Genomic DNA, 18,955 nt, shown 5'->3' with positions numbered 1-18,955 from the left:
TCCCGAAGATTTTTCGTCTTTTCGACTTCAATGGTAATAATATTTAACTTCGATTTAACGATATCCTGACGAATATTAATAAAGCGTGAATATATCCAATAAAAATTATAATAAAAATCTATTGATTTTTTATATAATTTGTAGTAAAATAGTTATATGCTATATTCCGCATTTATAAAAAGAGAAACCATTCATTCGTAGAACAAAAAATCAAAAGGGGGTATTGTCATTGAGCTATAAGATAGCGGTCATTATTGAAGAAATCGGACAGAGCTACCAGAGCGCTATCATCAGCGGTATATCAACAGGTGCTGAAAAATACGGTCTTAACGTCTCTGTTTTCACCTCATTCAGCGGCGACATGGATAATCCGCGTCACGACATGGGAGAGTTCAACGTGTTCAATCTCCCTGATTTCTCCGATTTTAACGGAGCTATACTGCTGACCAACACACTTTCACATCAGGTCGTCGTAAACGATATACTCGAACGCATTGCTATAGCAGACATACCTGCCGTAAGCATCGACAACGACCTTGAAGACTTCTATCATATCGGTATCGACAACAATGACGCCATGCGCGTCATCACCGAGCATATGATAGACGTACATCATTACAAAAAATTCGCCTATATCTCGGGACCTACCGACAATCCCGAAAGCTCCGACAGACTTGCCGCATTCCGCACTGTTCTGGAAGAGAACGGTCTTGAGATAGCAGATAAGGCTATTGCCTACGGAGACTTCCGCGCTCCCTCGGGCAAGGCTGCCGTTGAGCAGTTCCTCGAGGAGCTGCCTGAGCTTCCCGAAGCTATCATCTGCGCAAACGACGTAATGGCGGCTTCTGCCATAACTACGCTCATGTCACACGGACTTAGAGTTCCCGAGGACGTGGCGGTAACAGGCTTTGATAACACATACAACAGCCATAATTACCAGATGGAGCTCACCTCCGTTGAGAGACCGCTGGAGCAGTCAGGCGAGCTCGCCTGCCAGATGCTGTACAACCATTTAAACGGCATTGCTCAGGAAAGAAATGTCATACTGAATATGTCCACGAGATTCACGGAGAGCTGCGGCTGCGGACACAACGCCCTTTCGGACGTCAGCAAGCTCAAGGAGCTCAATTACCGCAATTTCTCCAATTTCGAGAGCATACAGACTTATATGTCAGTGCTGAACAAAATGTCAACACAGCTTCTTGCTTGCAGCAATTTCGACGACTATATAGCTTCCTTGAAGCGTATCGCCGTTGAGATACACCCCGACGAGTTCTACTTCTGTCTCTGCGAGAACTGGGATTCGGAGAATGACGTCGACCGCTCAACAAGCAGGCATAAGCAGCGCAGAGCCGTACCAATGGCATATACCGACTACGTGATAGTCCCGATAGCGTACAATAACGGCGAATTCCACGAATGCTGCCGTATACGTTCACAGGACATCTTACCGCCTGTCGCCGACAGCGGCAAAGACGGCAAGCTTTACTTCATAAATCCCCTGCATTTCGGAGAGCGCTGTCTCGGCTACATGGTCATCAGGAGCACTCGCCTGCCCCTTCAGAATATAATGTTCGAGACATTCTGTATAAATATTTCAAACTCACTTGAGAACATCAGAAAGCTCATGTGCCTTGAATACGCAGTAAAACGCCTCGGCAGCCTCTATACCATGGATACGTTCTCGGGCATATTCAACCGAAACGGCTTCATGCAGGCAACTGAGGACATCTACAGGGACTGCGCGGAAAAGCACCGCGATATCATGCTCATGTTCATCGACCTTGACGGACTTAAGGTCATTAACGACACCTACGGTCACAGCACAGGCGACAAGGCTATATGCAGCATTGCGGACGTGCTTGTGGACTCCTGTCAGGGCGGCGAGATATTCTGCCGATTCGGCGGCGACGAGTTTATAGTATTCGGCGCTGATTATACCGAGGATATGGCAAAAAAGCTGACAAAAACCATACAGGAGAACATCAACAAAGTCAATGATACAGGCTTTAATCCATTTATTCTCAGCGCAAGTACGGGCTACGTCATAGCTGCTCCGAAAAAGGGAGAGGATATTTTCCGCTTCGTAACAGAGGCTGACCAGAAGATGTACGATGTAAAGCGCAAAAAGAAGCTTCTCCGCTACGCATAAGTTTTCAAAACCGCAGCAAATGCTGCGGTTTTTTCATACATAATTCGTAATTTTTTGTTTAGGAGTGAACAGTGTTCGCCCATTTTTTCGCATTTTCATGTTTTCGGGCGCACACTGTGTGCTCCTACATTCTTAGTTCTTGATTTTTTTGACGCTTTCCTATTGAAAAAAACTCCCATTTGTGGTATAATAGACTAAATATATCTTTAGGAGTCATTGTATGAAAAAATGGACCGTCGGCGTTCCCGACAAAAAAACGGTCTCTGCTCTTATGCTGAGCTGCGGAGTTACCTCACTTGCGGCTTCCGCACTGGCAGCAAAGGGCTATTCCTCTCCCGAATCAGTAGTGGAGAGCCTGAATACGGACGAATTGTCCGATCCCTTTCTCATAAAGGATATGCAGGAGGCTGCGGATACCATAAACTCAGCCATTGAAAACGGCGAGCGTATCTGTATCTACGGCGATTACGACTGCGACGGCGTAATGTCTACAGTCATTCTGTATTCCTATCTTGCAGAAGCGGGGGCGGACGTTACTTATTATATCCCCGAGCGCTCCGAGGGCTACGGTCTCAATATGAAAGCCGTGGATAAGATATCCGACGACGGAGCAACCCTGATAGTCACCGTGGACAACGGAATATCGGCTATCCCCGAGGCTGAGTACATCTATGCTATGGGTATGAAGCTCGTCATTACCGACCACCACCAGCAGGGTGAACAGCTCCCCAAGGCTGAGGCTATAGTTGATCCCCACCGTCACGACTGCTTTTCCACATTCAAGAATATGTGCGGCGCAGGACTGGCACTTAAACTGGTTGCTGCTCTTGACGGCGGCGACTACACTATGGCGCTAGAGCAGTTCGGCGACCTTGCCGCTATCGCTACAGTTGCCGATATAGTAAGCCTTACAGGCGAGAACCGTTTCCTTGTTTCCTACGGCATGGAGCTCATAAGCAATACTGACAGACCTGCACTCATGGCTCTCAAAGAGGTATGCGGTCTTGCGGATAAGCCCGTGAACACCCAGTCTATCGGCTTTGGCATAGCTCCGCGGATAAACGCCGCAGGACGCTTCGGCTCTCCGAAAACAGCGGCAGAGCTTTTTCTCTGCGAGGACTATGACGAAGCAATGACAGCCGCCCGAGAGCTGGACAAGCTGAACAATATGCGCAAGGACGCTGAAAATGCCATTGTTTCGGATATATTTGCAATGATAGATGAAAAGCCCGACCTTGTCCGCGGAAGAGTTATCTTCCTGTGCGGCAAGGACTGGCACCACGGCGTTATCGGCATTGTTGCCTCACGTATCGTAGAGCACTTCGGCAAGCCCTGCTTCATCGCTTCGGAAAGCGAGGGCGAGCTCCGCGGCTCGGCACGTTCATTCGGAGAGTTTTCGGTATTCGGCGCACTGACCGCCTGCTCCGAGGTGCTTGAAAAGTTCGGCGGACACCCTGCCGCAGGAGGCTTCACCATAAAAAGCGGCATGGCGGACAAGTTTGCGGAGCTTCTTGAAAAGTATGCTCTTGAAAATCACAGGACCATGCCTGTTTCAGAGCTGAAAGCCGACGCTCCCCTGACTCCTCAGGAGCTGAACATACAGAACATACAGGGACTTGACCTGCTGGAGCCCTTCGGCACAGACAATGAAAAGCCCCTCTACTATATTGAAAACGCGCAGATTCTGGATATAATCCCCCTGTCTGACGGCGCCCACTCAAAACTAAGAATAAAAGTTGGCTTCACACAAGCAGAGGCGCTGGTATTCAGGAAGTCTCCCGAGGAGCTCATAGTCTCAAAGGGCGACATCTGCGACATGATAGTCACCCTCGGAGTAAACGAGTTCCGCGGAAACATATCGCCCAATATCATCGTCAGCGATATCCGTCCCCACGGCTTTGAGCAGAGCAAATACTTCGCGGCGCTTTCAGCCTTTGAAGCCTTTCTCCGCGGCGAGGAGCTCCCCAAGAACTACTACTCGCATATGTACCCCAAAAGGGACGACGTGGTGAAGATATACAAGTCCATACCCGATCAGGGCATATGTACGGATACCCTGTACATAAAGCTCAATGATCCCAACATAAATTACTGCAAATTCTGCGCCGCCGCAGAAGCTCTCAGACAGCTGGGGCTCGTTACGGTGTCAAGCGCTGAATCAAAGATAAAAAGAGTCAAGGTCACTCAGAAAGCCGACCTTGATTCAGCTCCCGTGCTTGTGTCTCTCAGAAGCAGGCTCGGCTGAACTGCCATAGATAAAGGAGAATAGATATGCCCGACAACATGAATGTATCAAATCTCATGCATCACGAGGTGGAAGTGCCAATACCCGAGTCAGCTCTCCCCGAGGATCCAAAGGAGCTTCTCAGCGATATCCCTGATTTCAACGATAATTTCACTATTGAGAAGATAATTCAGAAGATACTTACCGACGACAAACAGTATGACCTGAGCAAGATAATCTCGGCTTACGAGTTTGCCGCAAAGGCTCACGAGGGACAGGTCCGCTCCTCGGGACAGCCCTATATCACCCACCCTCTTGCAGTTGCCTATACTCTCTTGGAGCTCGGCATGGACACGGATACTATCTGCGCTGCCCTGCTCCACGATGTAGTTGAGGACACCGACGCAACTCTTGATGACCTGAAAAAGCGCTTTGGTCAGGACGTTGCCCTGCTGGTGGACGGCGTTACAAAGCTGAGCAAGATCCCAACCTCCACAAAAGAGGAACAGCAGGCTGAGAATATCCGAAAGATACTCCTTGCCATGTCTCAGGATATCCGCGTAATGATAATCAAGCTCAGTGACCGTCTCCACAATATGCGTACACTGAAATACCGTCCGCTTGAAAAACAGCGCAATACAGCTCTCGAAACAATGAACATCTACGCACCTATAGCTCACCGTCTCGGTATCAGAGCCATGAAGGAGGAGCTTCAGGACCTCGCTTTCCACTATCTCGATCCCTATGCTTATTCCGAAATCGAAAGCATTCTCGAAAACAAAAAGGAAGAGCGCGAAGCCTTCATCGAGATAATCAAGAGCCGTATCGCTCAGCGCTTCAAGTCCGAGGAATTTACACAGCCTCCTCAGATAGACGGACGTGTAAAGAGCATTTACAGCATATACCGCAAAATATTCATCGGACACAAGGATATCGACGAAATATACGATAAATATGCAGTCCGTATCATAGTTACCACTATTGCCGAGTGCTACAACGTTCTCGGCCTTATCCACGATATGTTCAAGCCCCTGCCCAACCGCTTCAAGGACTATATCTCAACACCTAAGAACAATATGTACCAGTCTCTCCACACAACTGTTCTCGGCAAGGAGGGGATCCCCTTTGAGGTGCAGATACGAACATGGGATATGCACGAGACCGCTGAATACGGTATCGCCGCTCACTGGAAGTACAAGGAGGGCATACAGGGCAAGGACAAAATGGAACAGCGTCTTGCATGGGTGCGTCAGGTCATCGAGGCACAGCAGACCTCCGACGACGTTGAGGAAATTGTCCGCATAATCAAGACAGACCTTGATCCCGAGGACATAGTAATCATGACTCCGAAGGGTATGTCCGTAAGCCTGCCTATAAACTCAACTGTTATCGACTTCGCCTACCGTATCCATACGGAAATAGGTCACAAAACCGTAGGCGCCAAGGTAGACGGCAGGATAGTACCTCTCGATTACAAGCTCCAGACAGGACAGATATGCGAGATAATCACCAGCAAGGACCCCGAAAAGGGACCTAACCGTGCATGGCTGAATATAGTACAGACCAATGAAGCTCGCTCAAAGATACGCTCATGGTTCAAGAAAGAGCGCCGCGAGGAAAATATCGTCGAGGGTAAGGCACAGCTGGAGCGCGAATTCAAGCGCCACAGGATAAACCTCAAGGAGGAGCAGTACACAGAGTTCCTGCAGGACGACTTCAAGCGCCATAACTGCGAGACTCTTGACGACTTCTACGCTTCCATAGGCTACGGCGGTATACTCCTCTCAAAGATGATACCCCGCCTTAAAGACAAGTACGAGAAGCTCTACGAAAAGGAGGACGAGCCCTCTGTAATCCCGCTCATAAAGCCAAAGCCAAACGGCAGGAGCAGTATTATCCTTGACCAGATAGACGATATGCTCATAAAGTTCGCCCAGTGCTGCAATCCTCTCCCCGGCGATGATATCATAGGCTTTATCACACGCGGCTACGGAGTTTCCGTACACACCACAAACTGTACCAACTACAAGGCGGCTCTTGCCAGAAACAATCCCGAGGAGCTCGACCGCTGGGTTGATATCCAGTGGACTGACAACAGCGATACACAGCTCCAGACCAGCTTTGAGGTAACAGCTACAGACCGTGTTGGTCTTGTATACGATATATCCGCAGTTCTCCTTGAAGCAAGAGTGCCTATCGTTCATTCCGCTTCGAGAGTCCTCAAAAACGGCAACGCTCTCTTTGAGGGTACTATCGTTATTTCCAGCACCGAGCAGCTCAAGAACCTCTTTGAGAAGCTCAGAAAGATAAAGGGCGTCATCTCCGTTGAGAGAGCCGCTATTTAAGGAGTAAACACATGAAAATTCATCATTTACAGCTTGGACCTCTCCGTTCAAACTGCTATATAATTGAAACTGCCCCGGGACGCTGTGTGGCAGTTGATATCGGCGGCGACAGCCGTCTGCTTCTGGAGTTTCTTAAAATGAAGAAGCTCCGCCTTACAAAGATACTCCTCACCCACGGTCACTTCGACCACATCGGCGGCGCAGAGGAGGTACACAAGGCTACGGGCGCTGAGATATACATTCACGAGCTGGACGCTCATATGCTCACCAGCGCCACGGATTCGCTGGCATCAAATATGTCGTTCTTTACGTTCACTCCTGTTACAGACTGGACCTGCGTTTACGGCGACTGCTTCATAAACGACGGCGAATGCACATTCCGTGTGCTCCATACCCCCGGACATTCACAGGGAAGCGTGTGCTACATCTGCGGCGATGTCATATTCTCGGGCGATACCCTTTTCTGCTGCTCCGTCGGCAGGACTGATTTCCCCGACAGCTCCTCCGCAGCCATGACCTACTCCGTGAACAAGCTGTACAATCTTGTGGGAGACTACAAGGTCTATCCAGGTCACAACGAGAGCACAACTCTCGATTATGAGCGTGAATCCAACCCCTATATGAGACCATTCAGAGGCAAAAATGACGAACAATGAGACTAAAATGCCGATAATACTCATCGGCAATTCTTTTAAATACGAAGTCGAAGCTACCATGAAGCTCTTTTTCAGCACAGCGAGGTACAGCTTCGGCGAATCCCGTGAAGAAGCTGTTGGCGACGAGTACGTCATTGCCGAGGTTGACGGCGACAGGCTCCGCGTTGAGGTAAAGCTCAATGGAGAAGCTCCCGAGGTGCGTGAAGCTGTTGCTGACCAGTCTCAGAATAAGGAGCATGAGCTTTGCAGGATACTGTTCCATATCCTCTCCGATAAGACGGGAATAGTTCCGCCATGGGGACTTATGACAGGCATACGTCCCGTGAAAAAAGTAGTGGAGCTCATACGTGAGAACGTCCCCAAGGACGAGATATTCCGCCGACTTAAAGACAAGTACGAGATACAGGACAAGAAGCTGCAGCTCGCCTATGATACGGCGATAAACCAGCTGCCAATACTGGATAAGATAGACGGCACTGCCGCAAGTCTCTACGTTTCGATACCATTCTGCCCTACAAGATGCAGCTACTGCTCATTCGTATCTCATTCTATGGACTCGGCTATAAAACTCATGCCGCAATACATCGAAGCACTCTGCAGGGAGCTTGCTATACTTGGTAAAATAGTCAAGGAGACCGACACCAAGATAGACACTATCTACTTCGGCGGCGGTACTCCTACTTCTGTGTCAGCACAGGAGCTCCGCACTATCATGGAGGCTGTTGAGAAGAACTTTGACCTAACCAAAGTCCGCGAGTACAGCGTTGAAGCAGGCCGTCCCGACACCATCACCGAGGAAAAGCTCCGCGTTATCAAAGAGCTCGGTGCGGAGCGTATCTCCGTAAACCCTCAGACACTCAACGACGAGGTGCTGAAGGTCATCGGCAGAAAACACTCTGGCGAGGACGCTGTAAAAGCCTTTGAGCTTGCCCGTAAGGTGGGCTTCACAAACATCAATACCGACCTTATAGCAGGTCTGCCAACAGAGTCTGCGGAGAGTTTCCGCAACACCCTTGACCGAATGATAGAACTTGACCCCGAGAGCATTACAGTCCATACCCTGACTATAAAGCGCTCGGCTACGCTCTTTGCGCAGGGCAATGCCAATAACGCAAATCCTGCGGCTGAAATGGTGGACTACAGCATACCCACACTTATGTCACACGGCTATCTGCCCTACTATATGTACCGTCAGAAGAACACAGTGGACAATCTTGAAAACGTGGGCTACGCCAAAAAGGGCTTCGAGAGCTATTACAACATCTTCATCATGGACGAAACTCAGACAATTCTCGGCGCAGGCTGTGCCGCTTCAACAAAGCTGCTCTATGCAGGCAACAGGATAGAACGCATACACAATTACAAATTTCCATATGAGTACATAAAAAGCTTCGACAAGCTCATGGAGAAAAAAGAGGAGATCACGGAATGCTTGAAAAAAATCAAGTCCATACAGCCGAGATAACAGGGCTGACCTCAGAGGGCAGCGGCGTCTGCCGCATCGAGGGCATGGCAGTTTTCGTACCTGAGACCGCTGTAGGCGACGTCTGTGAGATAAGGATAGTGAAGGTGCTGAAAAGCTATGCTTTCGGAATTACCGAGAAGCTTATCACCCCCTCTCCCGACCGTATTGAGAATAACTGCCCCGTGTACAAGAAGTGCGGCGGCTGTCTGCTGAGGCATATCTCCTACGAGGCTGAATGCCGAACCAAAAACGACATCGTCCGCGACGCCTTTGAGCGCATAGGCGGACTTTCTCCGAAGTTTGACTGCTTTCTCGGCGCTGAGACTACCGAGCGCTACCGCAATAAGGCTCAGTACCCTCTTGCAGTGCAGGACGGCAGGGCTGTCTGCGGATTTTACGCTCCCCGAAGCCACAGAGTCATACCCGTCGAGGACTGCGCTTTGCAGCCCGAGGTTTTCAGCGAGATAATAAAAGCTGTCCTTGACTACATAAACGACAGGAAGCTGTCGGTCTACAACGAGGAAACTAATACAGGCATTATCCGCCATATCTACCTCCGCAGAGGAGCTCACTCTGGAGAGATAATGATGTGTCTTGTCGTGCGCAAGGATATATCGAGACAGCTCAACGCTCTATGCAGGGCTCTTACCGAAAAATTCGGCGATATAAAAAGTATCGTCATGAATATAAACTCAAAAAAGACCAACGTCATTCTCGGCGATGAATGCGTGACTTTATGGGGCAGCGATACTATCTCCGATACAATGTGCGGAAACACAGTGGAGATATCTCCCCTGTCCTTTTATCAGGTCAATACCGTGCAGGCTGAAAGGCTCTACGGAAAGGCGCTTGAATACGCAGCTCCCGAAAGCAGCGAAGTCATCGCTGACCTTTACTGCGGCGCAGGCACGATAGGACTTTCCATGGCTAAACAGGCGGATAAGATAGTTGGCGTGGAAATAGTTCCACAAGCCGTTGAAAACGCAAAGAAAAATGCTCTCCGCAATAATATCGCCAATGCTGAGTTCCACTGCGGCGACGCAGGAGAGGTTTTCGGAAAGCTACGCAAACAGGGCTGCAAGCCCGATATAATCGTTGTGGATCCGCCGCGAAAAGGCTGCTCTCCCGAAACTATCGACGTCATGACGGAGGCTGCTCCGCGGAAGATAGTCATGATATCCTGCAATCCTGCTACTGCCGCGAGAGACGCCAAGCTCCTCTCGGAGCGCGGCTACAGCGCAGATAAGATCTGCGGCGTTGACCTGTTCCCGAAAACAGGACACGTTGAGTGCGTAGTTCTGCTGTCAAGGAAGAAATCCTAAAATGCCGATTTATCGCGGATAATTGGCATTTTGCAGTTCAGTAAACAACCAAAATAAGCACTCATTTTCTGTATGCGGGAACACGTAATATCACCTAAAGAGATACAGACAGCATTTCGGCGCACTCGCGATATAAACAGTCTTTTTAAGCACTCGATTTTTTGTGCTTAAAACTGCTGTTTGTAACTTTTAAGTGTGCAGAAATGCTGTCACTCTTTAAAAATTCCGAAAAATAGAGAAAAATCGTGCTAATCAAAAATTGCGATTGAGGGATAGGGTTGAGTGCTTAGAAATGTTTTAATACTCAAAACAGCTTGAATTGTGCTTCACCCCCCCAAGCAGGGAATGGAGGAAATGACATTATGGAAGAATATGGAATGAACAATAACAACAACAACAACTCAAACGGCCATGAAATGAAACAGCATTTTCAGCGTTTTGCTAAACAGCTTTCCGACTGGTACTGCGATGGAAAGACACCCGGGCTTGCCAGTCAGGACACTCGCTTTACACTGGAACTGCAAAAACAGAAACTCCAGTCACTCGGACTGGATATGCAGATACAGTTCAGGAACCCGGACGCGGACAATGGAAGCACAGGGGTGCTAACCTACGGTGACAGCGTCTTTGTGAATTCGATCATCGGCGCAGGCAGGCACATCACCACGAAGATCAGCAATTCCGGGAATGAGATCTTCAGCAGTGACGCTGAGGGCGAGCTGACCATTATCATGCAGGATCCAAAAGAGGGCAGCGTTCCGTCTCCTGATACTGCGATGAGCTGTCCGAACTGCGGTGCGCCATCTACTATTGGTAAGCTCGAATCCGGATGTGAATTCTGTAACACAAAATTCCTCATGGATGAACTGTATCCGAAGGTTATGCATTTCTTCATTAAGGAAGACAGCAAGGCTGTCTTTGACAAGAAACAACTCAAAAAATATATCGTTTGCTGTACCGGTTTCTTTCTTGCAGTTACCATTGTATCAACGCTGTTCAATGCCTTCAATGGGAAATTGGACAACCCGCGCCTTTTGATCGACAGCGCATTCAGTATATTGGGAAGCATTATTCCCGGCGCTATATTTGGTGCCGGTGCGTGGTATATTGCAAATAGTATAGGCTCAGTAAAAATGCTAGGTAAGAATGCTCGTGGCGGCAGTAAAATGATGAAATCCCTGATATTTTGTAATAAGATGCATACGCTTGATCCATCTTTTTCAACAGAATACTTTCGTGACAAGTCCATGTCTCTTCTGAAATTCATGCTCTACAGCCAGAATCCCCAGGAATTGACCATCTGCCATTGCGACAAGCCGATCCCGGATAAACTGCGTGAGATCGTGGATATTACTTACTATAATTCCGGCGTGGATAAATACAGCATCAGGGACGGTGTTTGTGATGTTTCTCTTACCTTTTATACCGACAGTCTGCATTACCGCAGCGGCAAAATCATCCGCGAGTCCGACAAGATCCGCATGAGTCTGCGAAAAGTTATCAAAAAACCTATCGATCTTGGTTTTTCTGTCATGGCTGTAACCTGTCCGTCCTGCAGTGCAAGTTTCGATGCGGCAAAGGTCAAAGTCTGCCCGTTCTGCGGCAGCACCTATCCGCTTGAGGAAAATGAATGGGTTGTAACGGATATCAGCATCTGAGCATTCAGATTTGATATCAGAATCCATAATGAATCCGTTATTCATGCAGACAGAAAGGAGTCGCTGACATGATCCTGAAATGGACTGCAGCTTGGTATGAACTTGACCAGACAATCATCGTTGGAGACAAAGACTGGTTCTATCTTCCCAGCGATGAGAATAATCATTTCTTTTTCAATGAGCTTTATCAAAGCAATTCTTTCATACGAAAAAAACTGGAGATTGAAAGGATTACACATCCTGTACTTGGCAATGTGAAAGGAATTGTTACAATCGATCTGGATTATACGATTTATCTGACTGATGGTACAATGCTGGAGGTCAATGCAGAGGAGAATCCATGACAGATATACAATTCTTCCCTTGCAATCGATGACTGGACATTTGATGTGGAAGTCAGGATTCTTGATGAGGCATGCGCCGTTTGCAAAAAACGATGCGCCGTATTCATCGCAGGCGACCGCAAGCCCGATGGCGTTTTTCGCCATTGCAATGGGGCTGTATCCGACCAAGCCGTCAAAGCCCAGTCCCGGAATATGCAGCACCTGTTCCATCGGCAGAATGATCTCGCCCTGCTGCCTGAAATTCGGGTTGTGTTCGTCGTATCGGCTGTAGCGGTAAATGAGCCTGCCGTGGTCGTCACGATCAACACGCACCTTGTCCGGAATCAGTGGATACAGCCCCAGCACCTCACCGCGACCGTTGCGGATGATCTGTGCATAGGCGTTCCCGTAGATCAGCAGGTGCGCCATGAGCGTTTCCCGGAAAACGAAGGATGTCATTTCGGGATTCGGCTGGTCATGCAGCAAAAAATAAAGCGGGTGCATCGGCACTCGCTCTTTTCCGTTATCGGTGTATTGGTAAACGTGCAGCGGCAATTGTGCAATTGCCTCCGACAGCACTCTCACACAGGCATAAACTGCGATGATCTGCATTGCCGTGCGATCGTTGACACGCTTGCCTGCGTGTGTCCGCCCGAAGAAATAACTGTAGGACGGCGAATCGTAGCTGTCCTTCGGCTTGTCCCTCGACCGGAACAGTCCGCTGAAAATGCCCATGTTCATCACTCCTCTCGTTGACTTTTTGTATGGGCTTGTGATATAATAATGAAAAGCGAGGAATGTCCGCAGTATATCGGGATGAAAGGAAATAATAAGATGACACGACTGTATGATAAATCAATAGAATATCGAATCCTGTTTGCAGTACATATTAGTCATGATTATTCGGATTCAGATGTTTTTGTCGGTATTTCCAAAAGTGGTGACCTGCTATGTATCACAAAATATGTCGTTTCTTCTTCTGGTGCTATTGGTTCTGAAACAGTGGTTCATAAACTCAGCAAGCCGGAATATCGTGAACTACTTGAGAAATCTCAAAATAATGGTCTTTTACAAGAATCTATCGATAAAGGAAGGATCACACTAAAAGAAGCCGTGATGCTTGGTAATGAATGAGTATTCATATTATATGTAAGACAGCCCCTCCGTCCTCCGGAAGGGCTGTTCTGTTTCAGATGTCACCGTTTGCGCAGTAATCTTCGAGGTCTTGTGCATCCACCCGGATGCCGTCGCTCTCCCAGTCGAGAATCTGATCCTCAAGGTGCTTCAGGAGCGTTTCCTTGTTGGCGATGAGCTGGAGCAGATTATTCATCGACTGCTCCGTGAAGAAGTCCCTCGGCATTGAAATCGTCAGGGTTTCCGGCTCGTCCTCGGAAGTGTAGCCTGCCTTGTCAAGTCCGTCCAGCACCTTCTCGATGACCTCAGTGTCCATGCGGTCTGCGAAGGAAAGCACCGCATCCTTGCTCAGGGTGAAGAACCCGATCTCGTAGGCACAGCTCGGAACACCGCAGTAGCGGACGTCCATCTCAGCAAGTTCGCCGATCTTCTGTGCCAGTGCCTTGCGCTCGCTCTTCTCAATATTGAACTTGATATTCATAATGTGACCTCCTGTGTTTGCCGCTGATGCGGTTTTTATCGTAGTTACATATTAACTCTGAACCTCACAGATAGCAATACTGTAATACGGAGAATATGTGCGGGGAGGATTTTCCGATATTTGTGCATATTACAGCGCCTCCAGATATTGACATATAGGCGGCTGTGCTGTATAATCATAAAAAGTGCGGAATCACTGGGATTTCGGCTCTAAAAAATATCCGAGGGGGTTAATAGGGCGTTTGAACCTGCCTTTTTGTGCGTGAGAGGGGGCGCCGGTCTTCCTGAGGATAGTCCGCAGAGATTTTGATACCCCCGGGGGCTTAGTATGTGTATTCCGGTCTGCTGTCCTCGGTTCCGGTTTTGCGGTCGTGACTGGGCTTGCAAAGCGCCTGCCAGTTGGTATCACTCCACATCAGGTAGTGATCACCATGGTGCGGAACGATATGGTCAACGACCGTTGCGGTCACATACTTTCCCTGCGCCAGACACTTCACGCACAGCGGATGCTTCCGCAGGTACGCTTTGCTGACACGCTGCCACTTGCTGCCGTAGCCGCGCTTGGCGGCAGACGGTCGGTCAGGGTGCAGGGGCTTGTGTTCGTCACAGTACGCACCCTCGGTCAGTCTCGGACAGCCGGGGTGCTTGCACGGTTTCAGTGCCTTCCTCGGCATCGCCGACACCTCCATAGGAAATATAAAAGCAGTCACTTAACAATGACTGCTTATATATTTATTCATTTGTTGATATCGTGTTTTTTTGGCTTTATCACACGAATAAGATTCAATATAGTAATGCATCACACCACAGAGTCCTTTAATTATTATAACGAACAGCAATAATGACATATTACATACCAATATGGCATTCGTAAGTGTTTATTCCATACCTCTAAACAGAGACCTGAAATTTTGTTGAAAATAGCTAATCAGAATCTTGACATTTCGAGCAAAATGTGATAGAATATAATAATGTATAAATTCTCCAATTAAAGCCATATAGCTATGCAAAAGCACGATGGCTTTGTGGAGATAGAAAGAGAAAAGTATGAGTAATGAAAAACACTATAGCGGTGGCCTGACAAGAGAGAAATTTCTGTTCTATGAAATAAGAACGCTATCCTCCTTGTTATGTGAGGGAAACGACCGTAAAGAAATATATGATAAAGTTGCACAGGAAAACCTGTTTCAATATCCAACAGAACGTATGATACGTTCAATGACGAATATCTGCTTTAAGCGGATTGATTAACTTGACTCAGAAACACTGGTGGAATTTTTAGCTAATGCTTCAACAAGTGTCGCAAAGCAAATCAATCTTTATGCCATCATGCGTGAGAACAGTATTGTATATGATTTCATGACTGATGTTATTGGAGAAAAGTTCAGAACACAACAGATGGATTTCTCACATAAAGATATCAATTGCTTTTTTGACACTTTGCAGGAATACTATCCTGCTGCTTCAGATTGGTCTGAAAGCACCAGGGCTAAGATTCGACAAGTAATTACAAGATTCCTTGTTGAATGCGAATATCTTGATAATGTGCGTTCACAGGCGCTCAAGCCTGTTTTTTTATACCCAGAGCTAGAAGAAGGAATTCGGCAGTAGGTGATGATTCTGCTTTGTGCGCCTTTAACTGCTTTCACTGAGGTGAAGTATGAGTAATTTAAGAACTGATTTAGAATCAATCAAAGAACGCTTTTCAGATGAAGTGTTTCTTAGTAATAAGGGACTATCAAATGAAGTTGACAGTTATCAATTCTTACGTCTTGGCGCATATGGAATGCGTAGTTATGCTGTCAAGAACTAAATAAAATGGCAAATGTAATAACAGGTTTTAGGATAATTTTCTCTTTTGCATTATTGCTATGCCCGACATTCTCGATACCTTTTTATGCATTGTATATTTCAGCAGGCTTTTCCGATATGATCGACGGTGCTGCAGCAAGGAAAACAGGTACCGACAGCGAATTCGGGGCGAAGCTTGATACCATTGCAGATATTGTATTCACAGCAGTTTGCATGATAAAAATTCTTCCTCTGATAGAAATGCCGATCTGGATATATCTATGGATCGCTGTCATTGCATTTATCAAGCTTGCCAACGTATTTATCAGCTATATCAGACTAAAAAAGTTCACCTCTGTCCATTCTGTTATAAACAAGATCGCAGGAGCTGCATTATTCCTTTTTCCGCTTGTTTTCAACTTTATCGATACCACTCTTTTCGCAGCAGCTTTATGCGTTATCACAACTGTGGCAGCACTGCACGAGAGCAATTCCGTTTTGCGCCATACCTCTTAATATGCTCATGCACTACCGATCACCATTGATGTCACACAGGAGAAAAAACATGGATTTCTATGAAGCAGTAAACAAAAGAAGCAGCATTCGTGACTTCACCGACGAAGCTATCCCCGAGGAAACTATAAAAAGAATAATCGAAGCGGCATATAAAGCTCCCACAAACGACCATTTCCGCGACTGGCATTTTATTGTTGTGACGGATAAAGCCCTAATGGCTGAGGTTCTCAGCGGAGTTCCGAAAGACCTCACCGTAAAGGACGTTGACAAAATGACCTTCATATCCGATCCTGTTCAGAAGGAGTCCTATCAGGTCGCCGTTCCGAAGCAGTACAGTATGCTTATAAACGCGGCAGCTGTCATTATTCCGCTTATGAAGAAGAAAGTCGATATCCTGCACCCTGCCGACCTTTCTCATCTGAACTGCTTTGCTTCGGTGTGGTGCAGTATCGAGAACCTGTGGCTTGCTGCAACGGCAGAGGGCTACGGCTGTAATCTCAGGATACCGTGGGGCAATGAGGAGGAAGCCGCAAGGAAAGCAACAGGATTTCCCGAAGAATATATGATACCCTGCTTTATCGGTATCGGCAGACCTGCTGAAAACGCAAAGCGCACAAAGCAGCTCGTTCCCGATATGGAAAAGCAGCTTCACTGGCAGAAATTCTGAAAAAAGCATATTTTATTCTGATATTATTTAGGAGTGATTTTATTTGGCAAAGTCAAACAAAAAGTTCATGATACTGTCCGCTATCGGCATTATCATGGTAGTAGATTCCCACACATGGGGAACATTCAATATTTTCGCTAATTTCTTCCCCTTCAATTCGTTTTTTATGCCCATGTTTGTGCTTATATCGGGCTATTTCAACAAAGTTGACACGAAAACCAATATGTGGAAGTACACGGTGCGCAAATTCCAGACGCTTCTGCTGCCGTACATAGTAGTTTCCATACTGGCGCTTATTGCAGAATGGCTGATGCTGTGCATAAAAACCGAAGCCATGCAGCCTTTTATGCTGGAATACAAAGCAAAGGCGATGCTGAACATCTTTACCAGCGGCGAGATAACCACTATCGCACTGCCCATGTGGTTCGTACCTATGTTATTTGCTGTTCAGATAGTTTACGGTTTTATGAAGAAACTGTTTGCCAACCACTGGAACAGCAAGATAATGGTCATTCCGTTTATTATCCTCAACATTGCAGTAGTCTGGTACGCAAAGGATCATGAGGTACCTGATTATCTGCTTCTGCCGCTGAAGGTGCTGTTCTTCCTGCCGTTCATGGAAATGGGCGTTCTCTACCGCGAAGGTCTGGAGGAAAAGATACAGAAGATCAATCCCCTGCTGCTGCTTTTTTCAATGCTCACTATCAACATGATAAGAGTATTCTTCATGCCGCAGGAATACGATCTCGCTTACGACAGCATGGCAACTCTTACAGGCTTTACAAGTCCTTATGCTGTAACTCCAATGATATCGGCAATTGTAGGTATGCTCTTCTGGCTGGAGGTAGTCGATCTCATCGGCAAGCCGTTCTACACCAGCAAAATAGTCAACGCTATCTCTGAAAACACTTTCTATATAATGAGCCTCCATGTTGTCTGCTTCAATATCCTCAACTGCATACTCTTTGGTATCAACAAGGTGGCAGGGCTCCCCTATTTTGATGTTGAGGCATTTCAGGACTCAAACTGGTACCGCTGGGAGTACGTTTCACAGTTCAAACTGGTTTACTTCCTTGCAGGAACATTAGGTCCCGTTGGTCTTGTAATGCTGTATGACCGCTTCATAAAGAAGCCTGTATGCGGTCTTTTCAAAAAGCCTGCTGAGCAGAAATAATGTAAAAGGAGCAATACTATGAAAAGAAAGCTTTTATCAAAAAAAACATCTGAAACTGCTTTCAGCGAACAGATAAAGCGTATAACCTATTATGAAAAGCTCATGGATACTGCGGAGAAGCTGAAAAACGGCACTTCTCAGAAGAAAAAGGCTCTTGCAGAGCTTGAAAAATACTACACCAGCGACGCATGGAAACAGGACTTTGCCGCTGATGAAGCAGGACTTCTTCCAAAGGAGCTGAAACGAGGTGTTCTCTCCGAGGACGGCATATACAATCTGCTCAGCGAGGCTGACGAGTAAGCTTATCCATTACAATCATACAGAAAAGAGGAATCACTATGTCAAAAAATCACAATGAGATCATAAAGTGCCCCGAGTGCCAGACCGAGGGCGATTTCAAGGTCTGGGAGAGCATAAATACCTCCGATGATCCCGAGCTCAAAGAGCTTATCAGAAGCGGTCAGCTTTTTATGTGGAAGTGCCCCAAGTGCGGCAATGACTGCATAGTTTTCTACCCTACATACTATCATCAGCCCGAGGATAAGGTGCTTATCCACTATATCCCCGACGCTCCTTTCATGGCAATAAACTTCATGAAAACTCTCACCCACGATCCATACGACGAGAGCATAAAGCTTGAAAAGGGCTGCCGCAAGCGTGTTGTTACGGATATGAACAGCTTCCGCGAGAAGCTCCTTATCCTTGACCACGGCTATGACGACAGGATAATAGAGCTCCAGAAGATATTCCTTATAGCCGAGCTTCAGAAGGCAGAGCCGACCATGAAGATAGAGCAGGTCTTTTTCAACAAAGAGAAGGACGGCACTACAAATTTCGCTGTAAAGACAGATGGCGACCATTGGGGACGTGCTGAGTTCAGCAGCGGTACCTATGAAAATATCGCCAAGAGCTTCAAGACGGCGCTTGACGCTGACAAAGAGGTGCTCATAAACTCTGACTGGGCGCTGGCTCTTATCGAAAAAGAGATATCATAATTGTATGTTTGCACAAAATTATTTCGCAACAATTTAAATTTTTATTAAAAGCT

General features: G+C 47.2%; 15 protein-coding genes and 2 pseudogenes. 14 read left to right on the top strand and 3 right to left on the bottom strand.

Annotation, left to right across the window (positions count from 1 at the left end):
- Positions 1-229: 229 nt before the first annotated feature.
- The 7 genes from BT105_RS00360 to BT105_RS00330 all read left to right on the top strand — a co-directional run bounded on the left by BT105_RS00360 (position 230) and on the right by BT105_RS00330 (position 11,822).
- Entirely contained in the window at positions 230-2,152 is a 1,923-nt protein-coding gene (locus BT105_RS00360) for a GGDEF domain-containing protein (protein WP_072298903.1), read from the top strand.
- A 220-nt stretch (positions 2,153-2,372) separates the two neighbouring features.
- Positions 2,373-4,397 (top strand): single-stranded-DNA-specific exonuclease RecJ, encoded by a 2,025-nt coding sequence (gene recJ, locus BT105_RS00355; RefSeq protein WP_072298902.1) that lies wholly within the window; start codon positions 2,373-2,375, stop codon positions 4,395-4,397.
- A 26-nt stretch (positions 4,398-4,423) separates the two neighbouring features.
- Complete coding sequence (locus tag BT105_RS00350; protein WP_143186518.1) at positions 4,424-6,721, top strand: RelA/SpoT family protein; 2,298 nt, start codon at positions 4,424-4,426, stop codon at positions 6,719-6,721.
- A gap of 11 nt (positions 6,722-6,732) precedes the next feature.
- Entirely contained in the window at positions 6,733-7,377 is a 645-nt protein-coding gene (locus tag BT105_RS00345; protein WP_072298901.1) for an MBL fold metallo-hydrolase, read from the top strand.
- Positions 7,364-8,842, top strand: coding sequence for a coproporphyrinogen dehydrogenase HemZ (hemZ, locus tag BT105_RS00340; RefSeq protein WP_081367739.1), 1,479 nt, complete (start codon positions 7,364-7,366; stop codon positions 8,840-8,842). The genes BT105_RS00345 and hemZ overlap by 14 nt, the downstream gene beginning before the upstream one ends.
- Entirely contained in the window at positions 8,806-10,164 is a 1,359-nt protein-coding gene (gene rlmD / locus BT105_RS00335; protein WP_072298900.1) for a 23S rRNA (uracil(1939)-C(5))-methyltransferase RlmD, read from the top strand. Before hemZ ends, rlmD begins: the two co-directional genes overlap by 37 nt.
- A gap of 362 nt (positions 10,165-10,526) precedes the next feature.
- Complete coding sequence (locus BT105_RS00330) at positions 10,527-11,822, top strand: hypothetical protein (protein WP_072298899.1); 1,296 nt, start codon at positions 10,527-10,529, stop codon at positions 11,820-11,822.
- Positions 11,823-12,238: 416 nt separating this feature from the next.
- Here the strand turns inward: BT105_RS00330 and BT105_RS15405 are convergent.
- Positions 12,239-12,880 (bottom strand): annotated as a pseudogene (locus tag BT105_RS15405) (phage portal protein); the annotation flags it as partial.
- Positions 12,881-12,928: 48 nt separating this feature from the next.
- Between BT105_RS15405 and BT105_RS00320 the strand changes: the two are divergent.
- Positions 12,929-13,279, top strand: coding sequence for a hypothetical protein (locus tag BT105_RS00320; RefSeq protein ID WP_143186516.1), 351 nt, complete (start codon positions 12,929-12,931; stop codon positions 13,277-13,279).
- A gap of 55 nt (positions 13,280-13,334) precedes the next feature.
- Here BT105_RS00320 and BT105_RS00315 read toward each other — a convergent pair whose 3' ends face one another.
- Positions 13,335-13,760, bottom strand: coding sequence for a hypothetical protein (locus BT105_RS00315; protein ID WP_072298897.1), 426 nt, complete (start codon positions 13,758-13,760; stop codon positions 13,335-13,337).
- Positions 13,761-14,082: 322 nt separating this feature from the next.
- Entirely contained in the window at positions 14,083-14,433 is a 351-nt protein-coding gene (locus BT105_RS00310; RefSeq protein WP_072298896.1) for an HNH endonuclease, read from the bottom strand.
- Positions 14,434-14,806: 373 nt separating this feature from the next.
- On the opposite strand from BT105_RS00310, the pseudogene BT105_RS14750 reads away from it, so the two are divergent.
- The 6 genes and pseudogenes from BT105_RS14750 to BT105_RS00280 all read left to right on the top strand — a co-directional run bounded on the left by BT105_RS14750 (position 14,807) and on the right by BT105_RS00280 (position 18,902).
- Positions 14,807-15,370 (top strand): annotated as a pseudogene (locus BT105_RS14750) (DUF1819 family protein).
- 207 nt (positions 15,371-15,577) lie between these two features.
- Positions 15,578-16,066 carry a CDP-alcohol phosphatidyltransferase family protein gene (locus tag BT105_RS00300; protein WP_072298895.1) on the top strand — a complete coding sequence of 163 codons (489 nt, stop codon included), beginning with the start codon at positions 15,578-15,580 and terminating at the stop codon, positions 16,064-16,066.
- Between the two features lie 49 nt (positions 16,067-16,115).
- Positions 16,116-16,733, top strand: coding sequence for a nitroreductase family protein (locus tag BT105_RS00295; protein ID WP_072298894.1), 618 nt, complete (start codon positions 16,116-16,118; stop codon positions 16,731-16,733).
- Between the two features lie 43 nt (positions 16,734-16,776).
- Positions 16,777-17,907, top strand: coding sequence for an acyltransferase family protein (locus BT105_RS00290; RefSeq protein WP_072298893.1), 1,131 nt, complete (start codon positions 16,777-16,779; stop codon positions 17,905-17,907).
- 18 nt (positions 17,908-17,925) lie between these two features.
- On the top strand, positions 17,926-18,207 hold the full coding sequence (locus BT105_RS00285) for a DUF4298 domain-containing protein (RefSeq protein WP_081367735.1): 282 nt from the start codon (positions 17,926-17,928) through the stop codon (positions 18,205-18,207).
- Positions 18,208-18,245: 38 nt separating this feature from the next.
- A complete protein-coding gene (locus BT105_RS00280) occupies positions 18,246-18,902 on the top strand; it encodes a CpXC domain-containing protein (protein WP_072298892.1) in 657 nt (218 codons plus the stop codon).
- The last annotated feature ends 53 nt before the right edge of the window (positions 18,903-18,955 follow it).

The organism is Ruminococcus flavefaciens (assembly GCF_900119075.1).
In the GTDB taxonomy this organism is placed as follows: domain Bacteria; phylum Bacillota; class Clostridia; order Oscillospirales; family Ruminococcaceae; genus Ruminococcus; species Ruminococcus flavefaciens_Q.
The sequence above is the reverse complement of the archived record's forward strand: the minus strand, read 5'-3'. Positions and strand labels throughout refer to the sequence as shown.